Genomic DNA, 14,526 nt, shown 5'->3' on the forward strand with positions numbered 1-14,526 from the left:
GCCGTGGTCCGTCAGCGGCCGCCGCGCTCCGTGCCCAGGAGCCCGGCCCGCCGCAGGGCATCCGCCATCGCGTCGTTGGCCGGCCCGGCGTCGCGGCTGCCCCGGCGGTCACCGCCGCGCTGCCCGCCGCCGCCCTGCCGCTGCCCGCCGCCGCCCTGCCGCTGCCGCGGTGCACCGCTCCGGCCGCCCTCACGCGGTCCCCGGCCGCCGCCGGAGCTGCCCGAGCCGCCCGAGCCGCCGGAGCCGCCCGAGCCGCCGGAGCCGCCCGAGCCGCCACGGCGCTCGCCGCCGCCGGTCGCCGCAGCGCCCTTGCCGTGCTCGTCGTCCAGCCGCAGCGTCAGCGAGATCCGCTTCCGTGGAATGTCGACATCGAGCACCTTGACCCGCACGATGTCGCCCGGCTTCACCACGTCCCGCGGGTCCTTGACGAAGGTCTTGGACATCGCCGAGACATGCACCAGACCGTCCTGATGGACGCCCACGTCCACGAACGCCCCGAAGGCGGCGACATTGGTCACCACGCCCTCCAGGAGCATCCCCGGCTGCAGATCGCCGATCTTCTCCACGCCCTCCTTGAAGGTCGCCGTCTTGAAGACCGGACGCGGGTCGCGGCCCGGCTTCTCCAGCTCCAGCAGGATGTCGCTCACCGTCGGCAGGCCGAAGGAGTCGTCGACGAAGTCCGCGGCCTTCAGCGTGCGCAGCACCGTGGCGTTGCCGATCAGCGAACCGACCTCGGTGGCCGCCGACTTCACCATCCGGCGCACCACCGGGTACGCCTCCGGGTGCACGCTGGAAGCGTCCAGCGGGTCGTCGCCGCCCCGGATCCGCAGGAAGCCCGCGCACTGCTCGTACGCCTTGGGGCCGAGCCGCGCCACGTCCTTGAGGGCCTTGCGGGAGCGGAACGGGCCGTTGCCGTCCCGGTGCGCCACGATGTTCTCCGCGAGCCCGGAGCCGATGCCCGACACCCTGGAAAGCAGCGGTGCGGAGGCGGTGTTGACGTCCACGCCGACGCCGTTCACACAGTCCTCGACCACCGCGTCCAGCGAGCGCGACAGCTTCACCTCGGACAGGTCGTGCTGGTACTGCCCGACGCCGATCGACTTCGGGTCGATCTTGACCAGCTCGGCCAGCGGGTCCTGCAGACGGCGGGCGATGGACACCGCGCCGCGCAGCGAGACGTCCAGCTCGGGCAGCTCCTGCGAGGCGAACGCGGAGGCGGAGTACACCGAGGCGCCGGCCTCGGAGACCATCACCTTCGTCAGCTTCAGCTCCGGCTGCGCGGCGATCAGATCGGCCGCCAGCTTGTCGGTCTCGCGGGAGGCGGTGCCGTTGCCGATCGCGATCAGTTCGACGTCGTGCTCGCGGGCCAGCTTCGCCAGCGTGGCCAGCGAGGCGTCCCACTTCTGCTGCGGTACATGGGGGTAGATGGTCTCCGTGGCGGCCACCTTGCCGGTCGCGTCCACCACGGCGACCTTCACACCGGTGCGGAAACCGGGGTCCAGGCCCATCGTGGCCCGCGTACCGGCGGGCGCCGCCAGCAGCAGATCGCGCAGGTTCGAGGCGAAGACCCGCACCGCCTCGTCCTCGGCTGCCTGCCGCAGCCGCAGCCGCAGATCGATCCCGAGGTGCACCTGCACCCGGGTGCGCCAGGCCCAGCGGACGGTGTCCTGCAGCCACTTGTCGCCGGGCCGGCCCCGGTCGGTGATGCCGAAGCGGTGGGCGATGGACCGTTCGTAGGAGCTCGGGCCCTCGGTGGCCGCCGACGGGTCCTCTGGCTCCAGGGCGAGATCGAGGACCTCCTCCTTCTCGCCGCGGAACATCGCCAGCACCCGGTGGGAGGGGAGTTCGGTGAACGGTTCGGCGAAGTCGAAGTAGTCGGCGAACTTCGCGCCCGCCTCCTCCTTGCCCTCGCGCACCTTCGCCGCGACCCGCCCGCGCGACCACATCCGCTCGCGCAGCTCGCCGATCAGGTCCGCGTCCTCCCCGAACCGCTCGGTCAGGATGGCCCGCGCGCCCTCCAGGGCGGCGGCCGGATCGGCTACGCCCTTGGCGTCGTCCACGAACGCCGCGGCGGCCGCGGACGGCTCCACCGAAGGGTCGGCGAGCAGCCCGTCGGCGAGCGGCTCCAGGCCCGCCTCCCGCGCGATCTGCGCCTTGGTACGCCGCTTGGGCTTGAACGGGAGGTAGATGTCCTCCAGCCGCGCCTTGGACTCGGCGCCGCGGATCTGCGCCTCCAGGGCGGCGTCGAGCTTGCCCTGGGACCGTACGGACTCCAGGATCGCGGTCCGCCGCTCCTCCAGCTCCCGCAGATAGCGCAGCCGCTCCTCCAGCGAGCGCAGCTGCGCATCGTCGAGCGTCTCGGTGGCTTCCTTGCGGTAGCGCGCGATGAACGGGACCGTCGAGCCACCGTCGAGCAGTTCGACAGCGGCCTTCACCTGCCGCTCCTTGACGCCGAGCTCCCCGGCGATCCTCGCTTCGATGGACCCGAGGGTCCCGATGGGCTCAGTGGATGCCGTCACGTTGATCCTGACCCGCCTTCCAGCGCTTGCATGAGCCTGCATTGTGCCGGTTGACGGGCCGGACTGTCGCACCGCCCAGCCGTCACGGGGTGTCCGGGAAGTCCCGCGTTGGCCCCGGGGCCGGCCGGGACGCCGCGGCGCCCGGCTCCGGGCGGGAGCAGACGCATCCCGCCCGGGACCGAGGGCCTTCCCGCGCCACGGAGGCTCACGCGCCGAGCGGGGGCCTTACTTGCCGAACAGCGCGGCGGGGAACGCGCCGGCGTTCATGGCGGCGGTGGTGAAGCCGGTTGCCAGCTCGGTGAGCCGGGCCACGCCGTCGGCGCCGAGGTGCTCGTACGGCGCCCGGTCCAGCCGGTCCGTCGTACGCTCCAGGTCCTTGCGCAGCCGGATGCCGGCCTCGGTCAACTCGCCCTCGGCGTCCAGCAGGCCACGGGCCCGCAGCCGCTCCTGCGCCGCCGCCCAGTCCTCCTCCGCCCAGCCGCGGGTCGCCATGACGCCCTGGTAGCTCATCCCGCGGCCGCTGGCGGTGTGGGTGACCAGCGCTTCCAGCCCGTCCAGTTCGGCGTCGAGCAGCGCCAGCAGGTGGCCGTCGCCGCGGTGTTCGCGCAGCAGCGTCGCGGCGTGCCAGTAGGCCAGGTGCGGGGCGTCCGGCACCGGCAGGTCGGCGTGCGCGGCGTACAGCGGCCGGGCCTGGCGGGTGCAGGCCTCGACGGCGCGCAGCGCCAGATGAGCGGCCTCGGCCATCTCCGGCGACCCGACGGCCTCCGGGCCCAGAAGCCGGCGCAGCGTGGCGTCCACGGCGCGCAGCCGGGCGTCCAGCACGGCCGCCGGCGTGGTGACCGTCCAGACGTCCGGGACGTGCTCGGCGATGAGGTCGTGCTTGAAGTTGTAGAAGGTGGCCGTGATGGCGCCGGGGCCTACCGCACCCATGGCCGCTCCGCGACAGGCGAAGTAGGCGGCGCTGCGGTTCTCGACGCCGGCCTTGGCCATCTCCGCGGCGAGCTCCGGCGCGAAGTAGTGCGTGGAGTGGAACGGGTTGACGACGTTGTGGCAGGTACGGCCGGCCTGCTCGGGCAGTGCGCTGGAAGAGGTCATACGGGCAGGTTACCGACCCGTCGGTATGGAGGGGAGTGCAGGGCACCGGAGGAGGGCCGAAGCGGCTCCCGGCCCGTGCGATGGCAGAAAGGGTGGGAAATCCGTCGTTGCCGCCCTCGCCGCCGCTGCCCAGGATGGAGGACATGGAACAGCGCGAGGTACTCGTCGTTCTCTTCGACGGTGTGCAGGCTCTCGACGTCTCCGGACCGGTCGAGGTCTTTCACGGAGCGGCCCAGGGAGTCCCGGGCGTCTACCGGATCCGCACCGCCAGTCTTGACGGTGCCCCGGTCCGCACCACCAGCGGGCTGACCCTGGTCCCCGACACCACCCTCGCCGCCACCGGGGCGCCGCACACGCTGCTGGTGCCCGGCGGCCAGGGCACCCGCACCCCCGATCCCCGGCTGATCGACTGGCTGCGCGGCAACGCCCACCGCGCCCGGCGGAAGGTCTCGGTGTGCAGTGGAGCGCTGCTGCTGGCCGAGGCCGGGCTGCTGGACGGCCGCCGCGCGACGACCCACTGGATGCTCTGCGACACCCTCGCCGAACGGTTCCCCGCGGTGCGGGTCGAACCCGAGCCGATCTACGTACGGGACGGCGATCTGGCCACCTCTGCAGGCGTGACGGCCGGTATCGACCTCGCGCTGGCCCTGGTGGAGGAGGACCTCGGCCGGGACGTCGCGCTGACCGTCGCCCGCCATCTGGTCGTGTTCCTGCGGCGGCCCGGCAACCAGACCCAGTTCAGCGCCCAGCTCGCCGCGCAGACCGCACAGCGCAGACCGCTGCGCGACGTCCAGCAGTGGATCACCGAGAACCCGGCGGGGGACCTCTCCGTCGACGCCCTCGCGGAGCGCGCGAGCCTCTCCCCGCGGCACTTCGCCCGTGCCTTCCGCGACGAGGTGGGCATGACGCCGGGACGCTATGTCGACCGGGTCCGGCTGGAGGCCGCCCGACGGCAGCTGGAGGACTCCGTCGACGGTATCGAGCAGGTCGCGCGGTGCTGCGGCTATGGCACCCCCGAGGCGATGCGCCGCGCCTTCCTCCGCGTCCTGGGCGCCTCTCCGGCCGAATACCGCCGCCGCTTCCGGACCGCCGGACCACCCGTCGCCGTTCCCTGACCCCATACCGGCCACACGGCTCCACCGGCCGCCACCACCTCAACCGATCTACCGACAGGAGACGCCATGCAGCTTGCGATCCTTCTCTTCGACGGCTTCACCACACTGGACGCCGTCGGCCCCTACGAAACCCTCGGCCGGCTGCCGGGGGCCCAGGCGGTGTTCGTCGGCGAACGCACCGGCCCGTACCGCAATGAGCTCGGTTCGCTCGGCCTGGTCGCCGACGCCGCGCTGGGCGAGGTCACCGCACCGGACATCCTCGTGGTGCCCGGCGGCCCGGGGCAGCGGGCGCAGATGGCGGACGGCCCGGTGCACGAGTGGATCCGCGCCGTGGACGCCGGCACCACCTGGACCACCTCGGTGTGCACCGGCTCGCTGATCCTGGCTGCCGCGGGCCTCCTCAAGGGACGCCGGGCGACCTCCCACTGGCTCGCGCTGGACCAGCTCCCGGCGCTGGGGGCCGAGCCGACCGCGGAGCGGGTGGTCATCGACGGCAAGTACGTCACGGCGGCCGGCGTCTCGTCCGGCATCGACATGGGGCTGACGCTGGCCGGCCGGATCGCCGGGGACGCCGCGGCCCAGGCGATCCAGCTCGGCATCGAATACGACCCGCAGCCGCCCTACGACGCGGGCTCCCCGGACAAGGCCCCGGCCGAGATCACCGCGATGCTGCGGGAGCGCAGCCGGTTCCTGCTGGCCGGGGAGGCGTGAGCAGCCGCCCCACGAGGGCGGGCCGGGGCCTGACCCGGCCGGGCCCGCCTGAGCCCGGCCCACCTGAGGTCCGGTCCGCGTAAGGCCCGCCCCGGCGTCAGTCCGTCGGCCAGGTGAAGCGCGGCGCCCTGCGCTCCAGGAAGGCGGCGGCACCCTCCGCGGTGTCGCCGCTCGCCCGCGCCTGCGCGGCCCAGTGGGCGCCGCGCTCCTCGGCCTCGGCCGGCGGCACATCCCACGTCCCGTCGGCCAGCTCCTTCGCCGCGGTCTGTGTCAGCAGCGACCGGCTCGCCAGGACGGCCGAGAACTCCGCCACCCGCTTGTCCAGCGCGCCCTCGGGCAGCACCTCGTCCACCAGGCCCGTCCGCAGCGCCCGTGTGCAGTCGATCAACTCGCCCGAGAACAACAGGTACTTGGCGGTGGACAGCCCGGCCAGCCGGACCAGCCGCCGGGTGGCGGTCGCCGGATAGGCGACCGCCAGCTTGGCCGGCGTCACCCCGAACAGTGCGCCCTCCTCCGCGAACCGCAGATCGCAGGCGGCCGCCAACTGGGTGCCGCCCCCCACGCAATAGCCGCGTATCGCCGCCAGCGTCGGCCCGGGGAACGCCGCCAGCGCCTCCTCGGCCGCCGCCGCCAGACCCTGCGACTCACCCGCCGGATCCCGCAGCGACCCGATGTCGGCGCCCGCGCAGAACGTCGTGCCCTCGCCGGTCAGCACCAGCGACCGGACGGAGCGGTCGGCCGCCAGCCGCTCCAGCAGCGGCGGCAGGTCCCGCCACATCTGCACGGTCATCGCGTTCCGCTTGCCGGTATTGCTGATGGTGACGGTCGCTGTGCCGTCGCTGACATGCGTCTTCAGGCCGGGTTCCATGCTCCGGATATTAGAGCGACCGCGACGAACCGGGCCGGATACGATCGGCGGCCTGATGTCAGCAACTCTTGTCGCCAAAGACCTCGCCGCCGGCCACGGCGAGCGCGTCCTGTTCTCCGGCCTCGATCTGGTCGTCGCCCCCGGCGATGTGGTCGGCCTCGTCGGCGCCAACGGCGCGGGCAAGTCCACGCTGCTGCGCCTGCTGGCCGGCCTGGACACCCCGGAGGACGGCACGCTCTCGCTCAGCCCGCCCACCGCCACGGTCGGCCACCTCCCCCAGGAGCCCGACCGCCGCCAGGGAGAGACCGTACGCGCCTTCTTCGCCCGCCGTACGGGCGTGGCCGACGCCCAGCTCGCCCTGGACACCGCCACCCAGGCGCTGGTCGACGAGCGGCCCGGTGCGGACGACGCCTATGCCACGGCGCTGGAGCGCTGGCTCGCACTGGGCGCGGCCGATCTGGACGAGCGCGCCGAGGACACCGCCGGGCAGCTCGGCCTGTCCATCGGCCTCGACCAGCCGATGACGACGCTCTCCGGCGGCCAGGCCGCCCGTGCCTCGCTCGCCTCCCTGCTGCTCTCCCGCTACGACATCTTCCTGCTGGACGAGCCCACCAACGACCTCGACCTGGACGGCCTGCACCGCCTGGAGTCCTTCGTCACGGGGCTGCGCGCGGGCACCGTCCTGGTCAGCCACGACCGCGAGTTCCTGACCCGCACGGTCACCCGCGTCGTCGAACTCGACCTCGCCCAGCAGCAGGTCAACACCTACGGCGGCGGCTACACCTCCTACCTGGAGGAGCGCGAACGGGCCCGGCGTCATGCCCGGGAGCAGTACGAGGACTACGCCGACACCAAGGCCGCCCTGGAGACCCGGGCACACACCCAGCGCAACTGGATGGAGAAGGGCGTCAAGAACGCCCGCCGCAAGGCCCCCGACAACGACAAGATCGGCCGCAAGGCCCGGGTGGAGGCCACCGAGAAGCAGGCCGCCAAGGCCAAGCAGACCCAGCGCCTGATCGAGCGGCTCGATGTCGTCGAGGAACCGCGCAAGGAGTGGGAACTGCGGATGGAGATCGCCGCCGCGCCCCGGGCCGGCGCGGTCGTGGCCACCCTGCGCGGCGCCGGCCTGCGGCGCGGCGACTTCCGCTTCGGCCCGGTGGACCTGCAGATCGACTGGGCGGACCGGGTCGCCATCACCGGCCCCAACGGCTCCGGTAAGTCGACCCTGCTCGCCGCCCTGCTCGGCCGGCTCCCGCTGGACACCGGGCACGCCGCCCTGGGCCCCGGCGTGGTGGTCGGCGAGGTCGACCAGGCGCGCGGCCGGCTCTTCGGCGCACACGGCTCGGGCGACCAGGCGCTGGGCGACCAGCCGCTGATGGATGCCTTCCGGGCCTGTGTCCCCGACCTTCCGCCCGCCGAGGTCCGCACTCTGCTGGCGAAGTTCGGGCTGAAGGCGGCGCATGTGCTGCGCCCGGCGCGCACCCTGTCACCAGGGGAGCGGACCCGCGCCGCGCTGGCCCTCCTCCAGGGCCGCGGGGTCAATCTCCTCGTCCTGGACGAGCCGACCAACCATCTCGATCTGCCGGCCATCGAACAGCTGGAGTCCGCGCTCGCCTCGTACCCCGGCACCCTGCTGCTGGTCACGCACGACCGCCGGATGCTCGAAGCGGTGCACACCACCCGCCGTATCGAGGTCGACGGCGGACGGGTCACCGACCGGGCGGTCTGAGGACGCGGCGGGGCATCGCCCGGAGGCGGCAAGGGCGTCGCCCGGGCGCGGTGGGAACGCTGCCGGAGCACCGCCCCGGTGCAGAGCGCGCACCGGGACCGGCGGGCCCGCGGCACCCGTGGTGATTATCGATTTGGCCCTGGGGCGGCCGACCCGTAGTGTGGTGTTCACCGACGCGGGGTGGAGCAGCTCGGTAGCTCGCTGGGCTCATAACCCAGAGGTCGCAGGTTCAAATCCTGTCCCCGCTACTGAAACAGCGCAGCAGGCCCGGTGCCCAGGCACCGGGCCTGCTGCGCTGTGCGCTCCGAGGCGTCGTTGCGGGGGCGAGGGTCGTACGGGGGTCACCTCTAAGTCCGCGAACAACCCACAAAGAGAACAGGATCGGTCGCCGGGTCGATCGCCTCATTCGCAATCGGCCATAAGGCGTCGATAACCGCTGACTTGTGTTCAGCTGGCCGGTCCGGACCAACGCATTCTCAACACTCTTCCTGTGAGGATGCCTTCCGGACCCCCCGCAGAGCCCCCCGAAGAGCTGACCTCCCCGCTCGCGTACGAAGGTGTCTGGCGGTTCACCGCCCCGGCACTGGAGTCTTCGGTGCCGCAGGCACGCCACGCGGTCCGGGATCTGCTCGACGAACAGCGTGTTCCCGTAGCCGCCGAGATCATGGACGGCCTGTTGCTCATCGTCTCCGAACTCGTCACCAACGCCGTCCGGCATGCCGCCCTGCTCTCGCCCCAGATCGCCGTCCAGGTCACGATCGGGGCGAACTGGCTACGGGTCGCGGTCGAGGACAGCCACCCCTACCGCCCCAAGGCACTGGAGGCGGAACAGGGTGACGTCGGCGGCCGCGGCCTGTGGCTCGTCAAGACGCTCACCGCGGAGGCGGGCGGCAAGTGCGACGTCGAGAACACGAGGAACGGCGGCAAGGCCATCTGGGCCGAGCTGCCGCTCACCCCGCTGGCTACCAGCCCGCCGACCCTCCGGTGAGCTCGCGCACCGCCGGACGCGCCGCGTCCAGCACGGTCATGAACCAGGCGGAGAACGGTGCCTCGGCATGCCGCTCGGCCAGCTCCTCCGGCGTCACGAAGGCGATCTCGCCGATCTCCTCGGGGTCGGGTGCCGGCTCGGCCCGCACCAGCCCGACGAACAGGTGGTTGTACTCCTGCTCGACGAGGCCGGAGGCCGGGTCGGGGTGGTTGTAACGCACGGTGCCCGCCTCCGCCAGCAGGGCGGGCGCCAGGCCCAGCTCCTCCGAGGTCCGCCGGGCCGCGGCCACGAACGGTGCCTCACCGGGATACGGGTGGCCGCAGCAGGTGTTGGACCACACACCGGGGGAGTGGTACTTCCCCAGCGCCCGGCGCTGCAGCAGCAGCCGTCCCTTCTCGTCGAAGAGGAAGACGGAGAACGCCCGGTGCAACTGCCCGGGAGCCTGGTGGGCCGCGAGCTTCTCCGCGGTGCCGATCGTCGTACCGTCCTCGTCGACCAGCTCCAGCATGATCGGTTCGGCGGCGCCGCCCGGTGTGCTCACCGCCGGGTCCCCGGCGGTCTGTCCGTTGGCAGGTGTGATCGGCATGCCCATCCTTGTCGTCGGTCTTCGACGCCAAGTCTGCCCTAGCCGGGTCCGCATCACCGGCAGAGCGGGTGCGCGGCGCCACATGCCAGCGCGCCGCTCCTGCCGTGCGCCCGGCCGTGAGATGGTCCACACCCGCTGCCGCGCCCTGCGCCCTCGATTCGGACCGCGCCGCGCGTCCCGGTGACGGCGGCGCCGGACGGCGACCGCCCCGGACCTGGGATGGCTCTCGCCACACCTGCCCCGGAACAACCCGCCCGCCCCGTGACCAGCCCGCTCATAACCGGCACCGGAGGGGACGCCAGGTCCGCAGGCCAGTTGTTCATGGACCACCTGATCCACCATGATGATCGCGGCAGGCGCAGCCGTCGGTCACTCGATCGTGCGGTGAATGCGCGGTGAACGGCCGCATCCGGCGATCCGATAGCCTCTGCCGACGTGCCACCCCAGCCCTCCGGGCGCCAGGTGTGCCACGCCCGCTGCCCGGGTAGTTCGTATCGAATGCGGATCGATCACGAACCGTCCGTGCTGCCTTGTCAGCATCCAAGGAGTGAGTTCGACTGTCGACCGCCATCCTCACCGGTCCGCCGGTCGCCGGGTCGCCGCTCGAAGCCGACCTGCGCACGCTGGGCTTTGACGTCCGTATTGCGGACGATGCCGCATCCGTTGCCGAGCTGCTCGCCGCGGTGCCCGCCCAGGAGCGGGTCGCCGTCGTCGATCCCCGCTTCGTCGGCCATCTGCATGCCCTGCGGCTCGCGCTGACCGATCCCCGCTTCCCCGCCGCGGCGGTGCCGGGCGCGTTCACCGCGCAGCCCGAGGCACGCGCCGCGCTGACCCGTGCGGTCGGCAGGATCCCGGTCGGCGCCGGCACCGCCCACCTCACGGACGTCCTCACCGACACCCTGACCGACTCCCTCGACCGCGAGGTGACCGGACTGCACCGCGTCGAGCTGGGCAGCCTGGTCGCCACCGTCGCGCTCACCCCGGCACAGCGCGGGGACGCCCGGGAGGCCGTCGCCGCCGTCGACGACGAGGCCGTACGGCTGCGCACCGCCGTGAAGTCCCGCGACGGGTTCTTCACCACGTACTGCATCAGCCCGTACTCCCGCTACCTCGCCCGCTGGTGCGCGCGCCGCGGGCTGACCCCCAACCAGGTCACCACCGCGTCCCTGCTCACCGCGCTGATCGCGGCCGGCTGCGCGGCCACCGGAACCCGCGGCGGCTTCGTCGCCGCCGGCTTCCTGCTGCTGTTCTCCTTCGTCCTGGACTGCGCCGACGGGCAGCTCGCCCGCTACTCCCTGCAGTACTCGACGATGGGCGCCTGGCTCGATGCCACCTTCGACCGGGCCAAGGAGTACGCGTACTACGCGGGCCTGGCCCTGGGCGCGGCGCGCGGCGGGGACGACGTATGGGCGCTGGCGCTGGGCGCGATGGTGCTGCAGACCTGCCGCCATGTCGTCGACTTCTCCTTCAACGAGGCGAACCACGACGCCGCCGCCAACACCAGCCCCACCGCCGCGCTCTCCGACAAGCTCGACAGCGTCGGCTGGACGGTCTGGGTGCGGCGCATGATCGTGCTGCCGATCGGTGAGCGCTGGGCCATGATCGCGGTGCTCACCGCGCTCACCACCCCGCGCATCGTCTTCTACGCCCTGCTCATCGGCTGTGCGCTGGCCGCCTGCTACACCACGGCGGGCCGGGTGCTGCGCTCGCTCACCCGCCGGGCCCGCCGTACCGACCGCGCCGCCCAGGCGCTGGCCGATCTCGCCGACTCCGGGCCGCTCGCCGAGCTGATCGCCGGCCGTGGCCACGGCCGCGGTCGCACCGGTTCCTTCCTGGCGCCGGTCATGGCGTTTCTCTCAGCCGCCGTGCTGCTGGTCTGGGTGATCTTCGAGGGCGACCCGATGTCCTGGCTCACCGTCGGCGTCGCCGTCTGCTCCGCGCTGCTGGCCGGTGCCGCCGTGGCACGGCCGCTCAAGGGCGCCCTCGACTGGCTCGTGCCGCCCTTCTTCCGGGTCGGCGAATACGTCACGATCCTGGTCCTGGCCGCCCGTGCGGACGTCCCCGGAGCGCTGCCCGCGGCGTTCGGGCTGGTCGCGGCGGTCGCCTACCATCACTACGACACGGTCTACCGCATCCGCGGTGGCACCGGAGCCCCCCCGCGGTGGCTCGTCCGGGCGACCGGCGGACATGAGGGACGGATCCTCGTGATCACTGTTCTCGCCGCCGCTCTGTCCCCCTCAGGTTTCACAATCGCGCTGACGGCCCTTGCCGGGGTCCTGGCGCTGCTGGTGCTCATCGAGAGCATCCGTTTCTGGGTGTCCTCCCAAGCACCCGCCGTACACGATGAAGGAGAACCCGCATGATCGGCCTCGTGCTGGCTGCCGGCGCCGGACGGCGTCTGCGCCCCTACACCGACACCCTGCCCAAGGCTCTGGTGCCGGTCGATGGGGACACCACCATCCTCGACCTGACCCTCGGCAACTTCGCCGAGATCGGCCTGACCGAGGTCGCGATCATCGTCGGCTACCGCAAGGAAGCCGTCTACGAGCGCAAGGAGGCCCTGGAGCAGAAGTACGGCCTCAAGCTCACCCTCATCGACAACGACAAGGCCGAGGAGTGGAACAACGCCTACTCCCTGTGGTGCGGCCGTGACGCCATCAAGCACGATGTGATCCTCGCCAACGGCGACACCGTGCACCCGGTCTCCGTCGAGAAGACCCTGCTCGCCGCCCGCGGCAACGGCCAGAAGATCATCCTCGCGCTGGACACCGTCAAGCAGCTCGCCGACGAGGAGATGAAGGTCATCGTGGACCCCGCCAAGGGCGTCCAGAAGATCACCAAGCTGATGGACCCGGCCGAGGCGACCGGTGAGTACATCGGCGTCACCCTCATCGAGGGCTCGGCCGCCGAGGAGCTGGCCGACGCCCTGAAGACCACCTTCGAGCGGGACCCCGACCTCTACTACGAGGACGGCTACCAGGAGCTCGTCAACCGCGGCTTCACGGTGGACGTGGCCCCGATCGGCGACGTCAAGTGGGTCGAGATCGACAACCATGACGACCTGGCGAAGGGCCGTGACATCGCATGCCAGTACTGACCCGCCTCATTCCGTCCCCGGTCGTCGTTGACATCAACGCCGGCGCCCTGGACGACCTGGCGGGTCTGCTGGCCGATCAGCGCATCTCCGCGTCGGGCAAGCTCGCCATCGCGATCAGCGGCGGCTCGGGCGCGCGGCTGCGCGAGCGGCTGTCGCCGGCACTGCCCGGCGCAGAGTGGTACGAGGTCGGCGGCGGCACCCTGGACGAAGCGATCAAGCTCGCCGACGCCATGAAGAAGGGGCACTACGACGCGGTCGTGGGCCTCGGCGGCGGCAAGATCATCGACTGCGCCAAGTTCGCCGCGGCGCGTATCGGCCTGCCGCTGGTCGCCGTGGCGACGAACCTGTCGCACGACGGCCTGTGCTCGCCGGTCGCCACCCTCGACAACGACGCGGGCCGCGGCTCCTACGGTGTGCCGAACCCGATCGCCGTGGTGATCGACCTCGACATCATCCGTGAGGCCCCGGTCCGGTTCGTCCGCTCCGGCATCGGTGACGCGATCTCCAACATCTCCGCGGTCGCGGACTGGGAGCTCTCGCACCGCGAGACCGGCGAGGCGATCGACGGACTGGCCGCCGCCATGGCACGCCAGGCCGGCGAGGCCGTGCTGCGCCACCCCGGCGGTGTCGGGGACGACAAGTTCCTCCAGGTGCTGGCCGAGGGCCTGGTCCTGACCGGCATCTCGATGTCGGTGGCCGGTGACAGCCGTCCGGCGTCCGGCGCCTGCCACGAGATCAACCACGCGCTCGACATCCTCTACCCCAAGCGCGCCGCGAGCCACGGCGAGCAGTGCGGCCTCGCCGCGGCCTTCGCCACGCATCTGCGCGGGGACCAGGAGACCCGTGACCTGATGGTCGAGGTGCTGCGCCGGCACGGCCTGCCGGTCACGCCGGGTGAGATCGGCTTCACGGACGAGGAATTCGTCGAGGCCGTCGAGTACGCACCCAAGACCCGCCCCGGGCGCTACACCATCCTGGAGCACCTCGACCTGTCCACCGACCAGATCAGGGACGCCTACGCCGACTATGCACAAGCCATCGGTAGCTGAGCTCCGGCCGGTCGTTCACCCACCGGGGGTGAAGGACCGGCGGAGCGGCGAGCACTGGGCCGGCCGGCTCTACATGCGCGAGCTCTCGCTGCGCATCGACCGCCACCTGGTGAACACGCGGATCACTCCCAACCAGCTGACCTACGTGATGACCGTGGCCGGCGTCCTCGCCGCCCCCGCCCTGTTGGTGCCGGGGATCCCGGGGGCCCTGCTCGGCGTCCTGATGGTCCAGCTCTACCTGCTGCTCGACTGTGTCGACGGCGAGGTCGCCCGCTGGAAGAAGCAGTTCTCCCTGGGCGGGGTGTACCTGGACCGGGTCGGCGCCTACCTGTGCGACGCCGCGGTGCTCGTCGGCTTCGGCCTGCGCGCCGCCGATCTGTGGGGCTCCGGGCGGATCGACTGGCTGTGGGCCTTCCTCGGCACCCTCGCCGCTCTCGGCGCCATCCTGATCAAGGCCGAGACCGACCTCGTCGGTGTCGCCCGTCACCAGGGCGGTCTGCCGCCGGTCAAGGAGACGGCGTCCGAGCCGCGCTCGTCCGGTATGGCGCTGGCCCGCAAGGCGGCCGCGGCGCTGAAGTTCCACCGCCTGGTCCTCGGGGTCGAGGCCTCCCTGCTGATCCTGGTCCTGGCGGTCCTGGACACGGTCAGGGGCGATCTGTTCTTCTCGCGGCTCGGCGTCGCCGTGCTGGCGGGCATCGCGCTCCTGCAGACCCTGTTGCACCTCGTGTCCATCCTCGCCTCCAGCAGGCTCAAGTGACGGGAGCCGATG

General features: G+C 72.2%; 12 protein-coding genes and 1 tRNA gene. 9 read left to right on the plus strand and 4 right to left on the minus strand.

Translation table 11 applies throughout. The annotated features are described in order from the left end of the window. Positions 1-11: 11 nt before the first annotated feature. Both ACF088_RS12950 and ACF088_RS12955 read right to left on the minus strand, forming a co-directional pair. Complete coding sequence (locus tag ACF088_RS12950) at positions 12-2,519, minus strand: Tex family protein (RefSeq protein WP_392375744.1); 2,508 nt, start codon at positions 2,517-2,519, stop codon at positions 12-14. Between the two features lie 225 nt (positions 2,520-2,744). Beyond that, complete coding sequence (locus tag ACF088_RS12955) at positions 2,745-3,614, minus strand: hypothetical protein (RefSeq protein ID WP_392375745.1); 870 nt, start codon at positions 3,612-3,614, stop codon at positions 2,745-2,747. A 143-nt stretch (positions 3,615-3,757) separates the two neighbouring features. On the opposite strand from ACF088_RS12955, the gene ACF088_RS12960 reads away from it, so the two are divergent. Both ACF088_RS12960 and ACF088_RS12965 read left to right on the plus strand, forming a co-directional pair. Then, positions 3,758-4,729, plus strand: a complete 972-nt coding sequence (locus ACF088_RS12960) for a GlxA family transcriptional regulator (RefSeq protein WP_392375746.1) — start codon at positions 3,758-3,760, stop codon at positions 4,727-4,729. A gap of 66 nt (positions 4,730-4,795) precedes the next feature. Continuing rightward, positions 4,796-5,440 carry a DJ-1/PfpI family protein gene (locus tag ACF088_RS12965; RefSeq protein WP_392375747.1) on the plus strand — a complete coding sequence of 215 codons (645 nt, stop codon included), beginning with the start codon at positions 4,796-4,798 and terminating at the stop codon, positions 5,438-5,440. Positions 5,441-5,537: 97 nt separating this feature from the next. Here the strand turns inward: ACF088_RS12965 and ACF088_RS12970 are convergent, their stop codons facing one another. Continuing rightward, on the minus strand, positions 5,538-6,308 hold the full coding sequence (locus ACF088_RS12970) for an enoyl-CoA hydratase/isomerase family protein (RefSeq protein WP_392375748.1): 771 nt from the start codon (positions 6,306-6,308) through the stop codon (positions 5,538-5,540). Positions 6,309-6,363: 55 nt separating this feature from the next. Here ACF088_RS12970 and ACF088_RS12975 point away from each other — a divergent pair, with 55 nt between their 5' ends. The 3 genes from ACF088_RS12975 (at position 6,364) to ACF088_RS12985 (ending at position 9,025) form a co-directional block, all read left to right on the plus strand. Next, a complete protein-coding gene (locus tag ACF088_RS12975) occupies positions 6,364-8,037 on the plus strand; it encodes an ABC-F family ATP-binding cassette domain-containing protein (protein ID WP_392375749.1) in 1,674 nt (557 codons plus the stop codon). Positions 8,038-8,211: 174 nt separating this feature from the next. Beyond that, positions 8,212-8,285 (plus strand) — tRNA-Met (locus ACF088_RS12980). A gap of 248 nt (positions 8,286-8,533) precedes the next feature. Then, positions 8,534-9,025, plus strand: coding sequence for an ATP-binding protein (locus tag ACF088_RS12985; RefSeq protein WP_392375750.1), 492 nt, complete (start codon positions 8,534-8,536; stop codon positions 9,023-9,025). Here ACF088_RS12985 and idi read toward each other — a convergent pair. After that, positions 9,000-9,611: an isopentenyl-diphosphate Delta-isomerase gene (gene idi / locus ACF088_RS12990; RefSeq protein ID WP_350255682.1), complete on the minus strand. Its 612-nt coding sequence runs from the start codon at positions 9,609-9,611 to the stop codon at positions 9,000-9,002. The two genes, ACF088_RS12985 and idi, sit on opposite strands and share 26 nt — an antisense overlap. A 557-nt stretch (positions 9,612-10,168) precedes the next feature. Here idi and ACF088_RS12995 point away from each other — a divergent pair. Genes ACF088_RS12995 through ACF088_RS13010 form a run of 4 tightly spaced genes read left to right on the plus strand, consistent with a single transcriptional unit; the run spans position 10,169 to position 14,514 of the window. Continuing rightward, positions 10,169-11,974, plus strand: coding sequence for a DUF5941 domain-containing protein (locus ACF088_RS12995; RefSeq protein ID WP_392376007.1), 1,806 nt, complete (start codon positions 10,169-10,171; stop codon positions 11,972-11,974). Beyond that, positions 11,971-12,708, plus strand: coding sequence for a sugar phosphate nucleotidyltransferase (locus ACF088_RS13000; protein ID WP_392375751.1), 738 nt, complete (start codon positions 11,971-11,973; stop codon positions 12,706-12,708). The genes ACF088_RS12995 and ACF088_RS13000 overlap by 4 nt, the downstream gene beginning before the upstream one ends. After that, entirely contained in the window at positions 12,696-13,757 is a 1,062-nt protein-coding gene (locus ACF088_RS13005) for an iron-containing alcohol dehydrogenase family protein (protein WP_392375752.1), read from the plus strand. The genes ACF088_RS13000 and ACF088_RS13005 overlap by 13 nt, the downstream gene beginning before the upstream one ends. Then, positions 13,735-14,514, plus strand: a complete 780-nt coding sequence (locus tag ACF088_RS13010) for a CDP-alcohol phosphatidyltransferase family protein (protein ID WP_381645296.1) — start codon at positions 13,735-13,737, stop codon at positions 14,512-14,514. Before ACF088_RS13005 ends, ACF088_RS13010 begins: the two co-directional genes overlap by 23 nt. Positions 14,515-14,526: the final 12 nt, after the last annotated feature.

Source organism: Streptomyces sp. NPDC015125 (genome assembly GCF_043080045.1).
GTDB lineage: Bacteria > Actinomycetota > Actinomycetes > Streptomycetales > Streptomycetaceae > Streptomyces.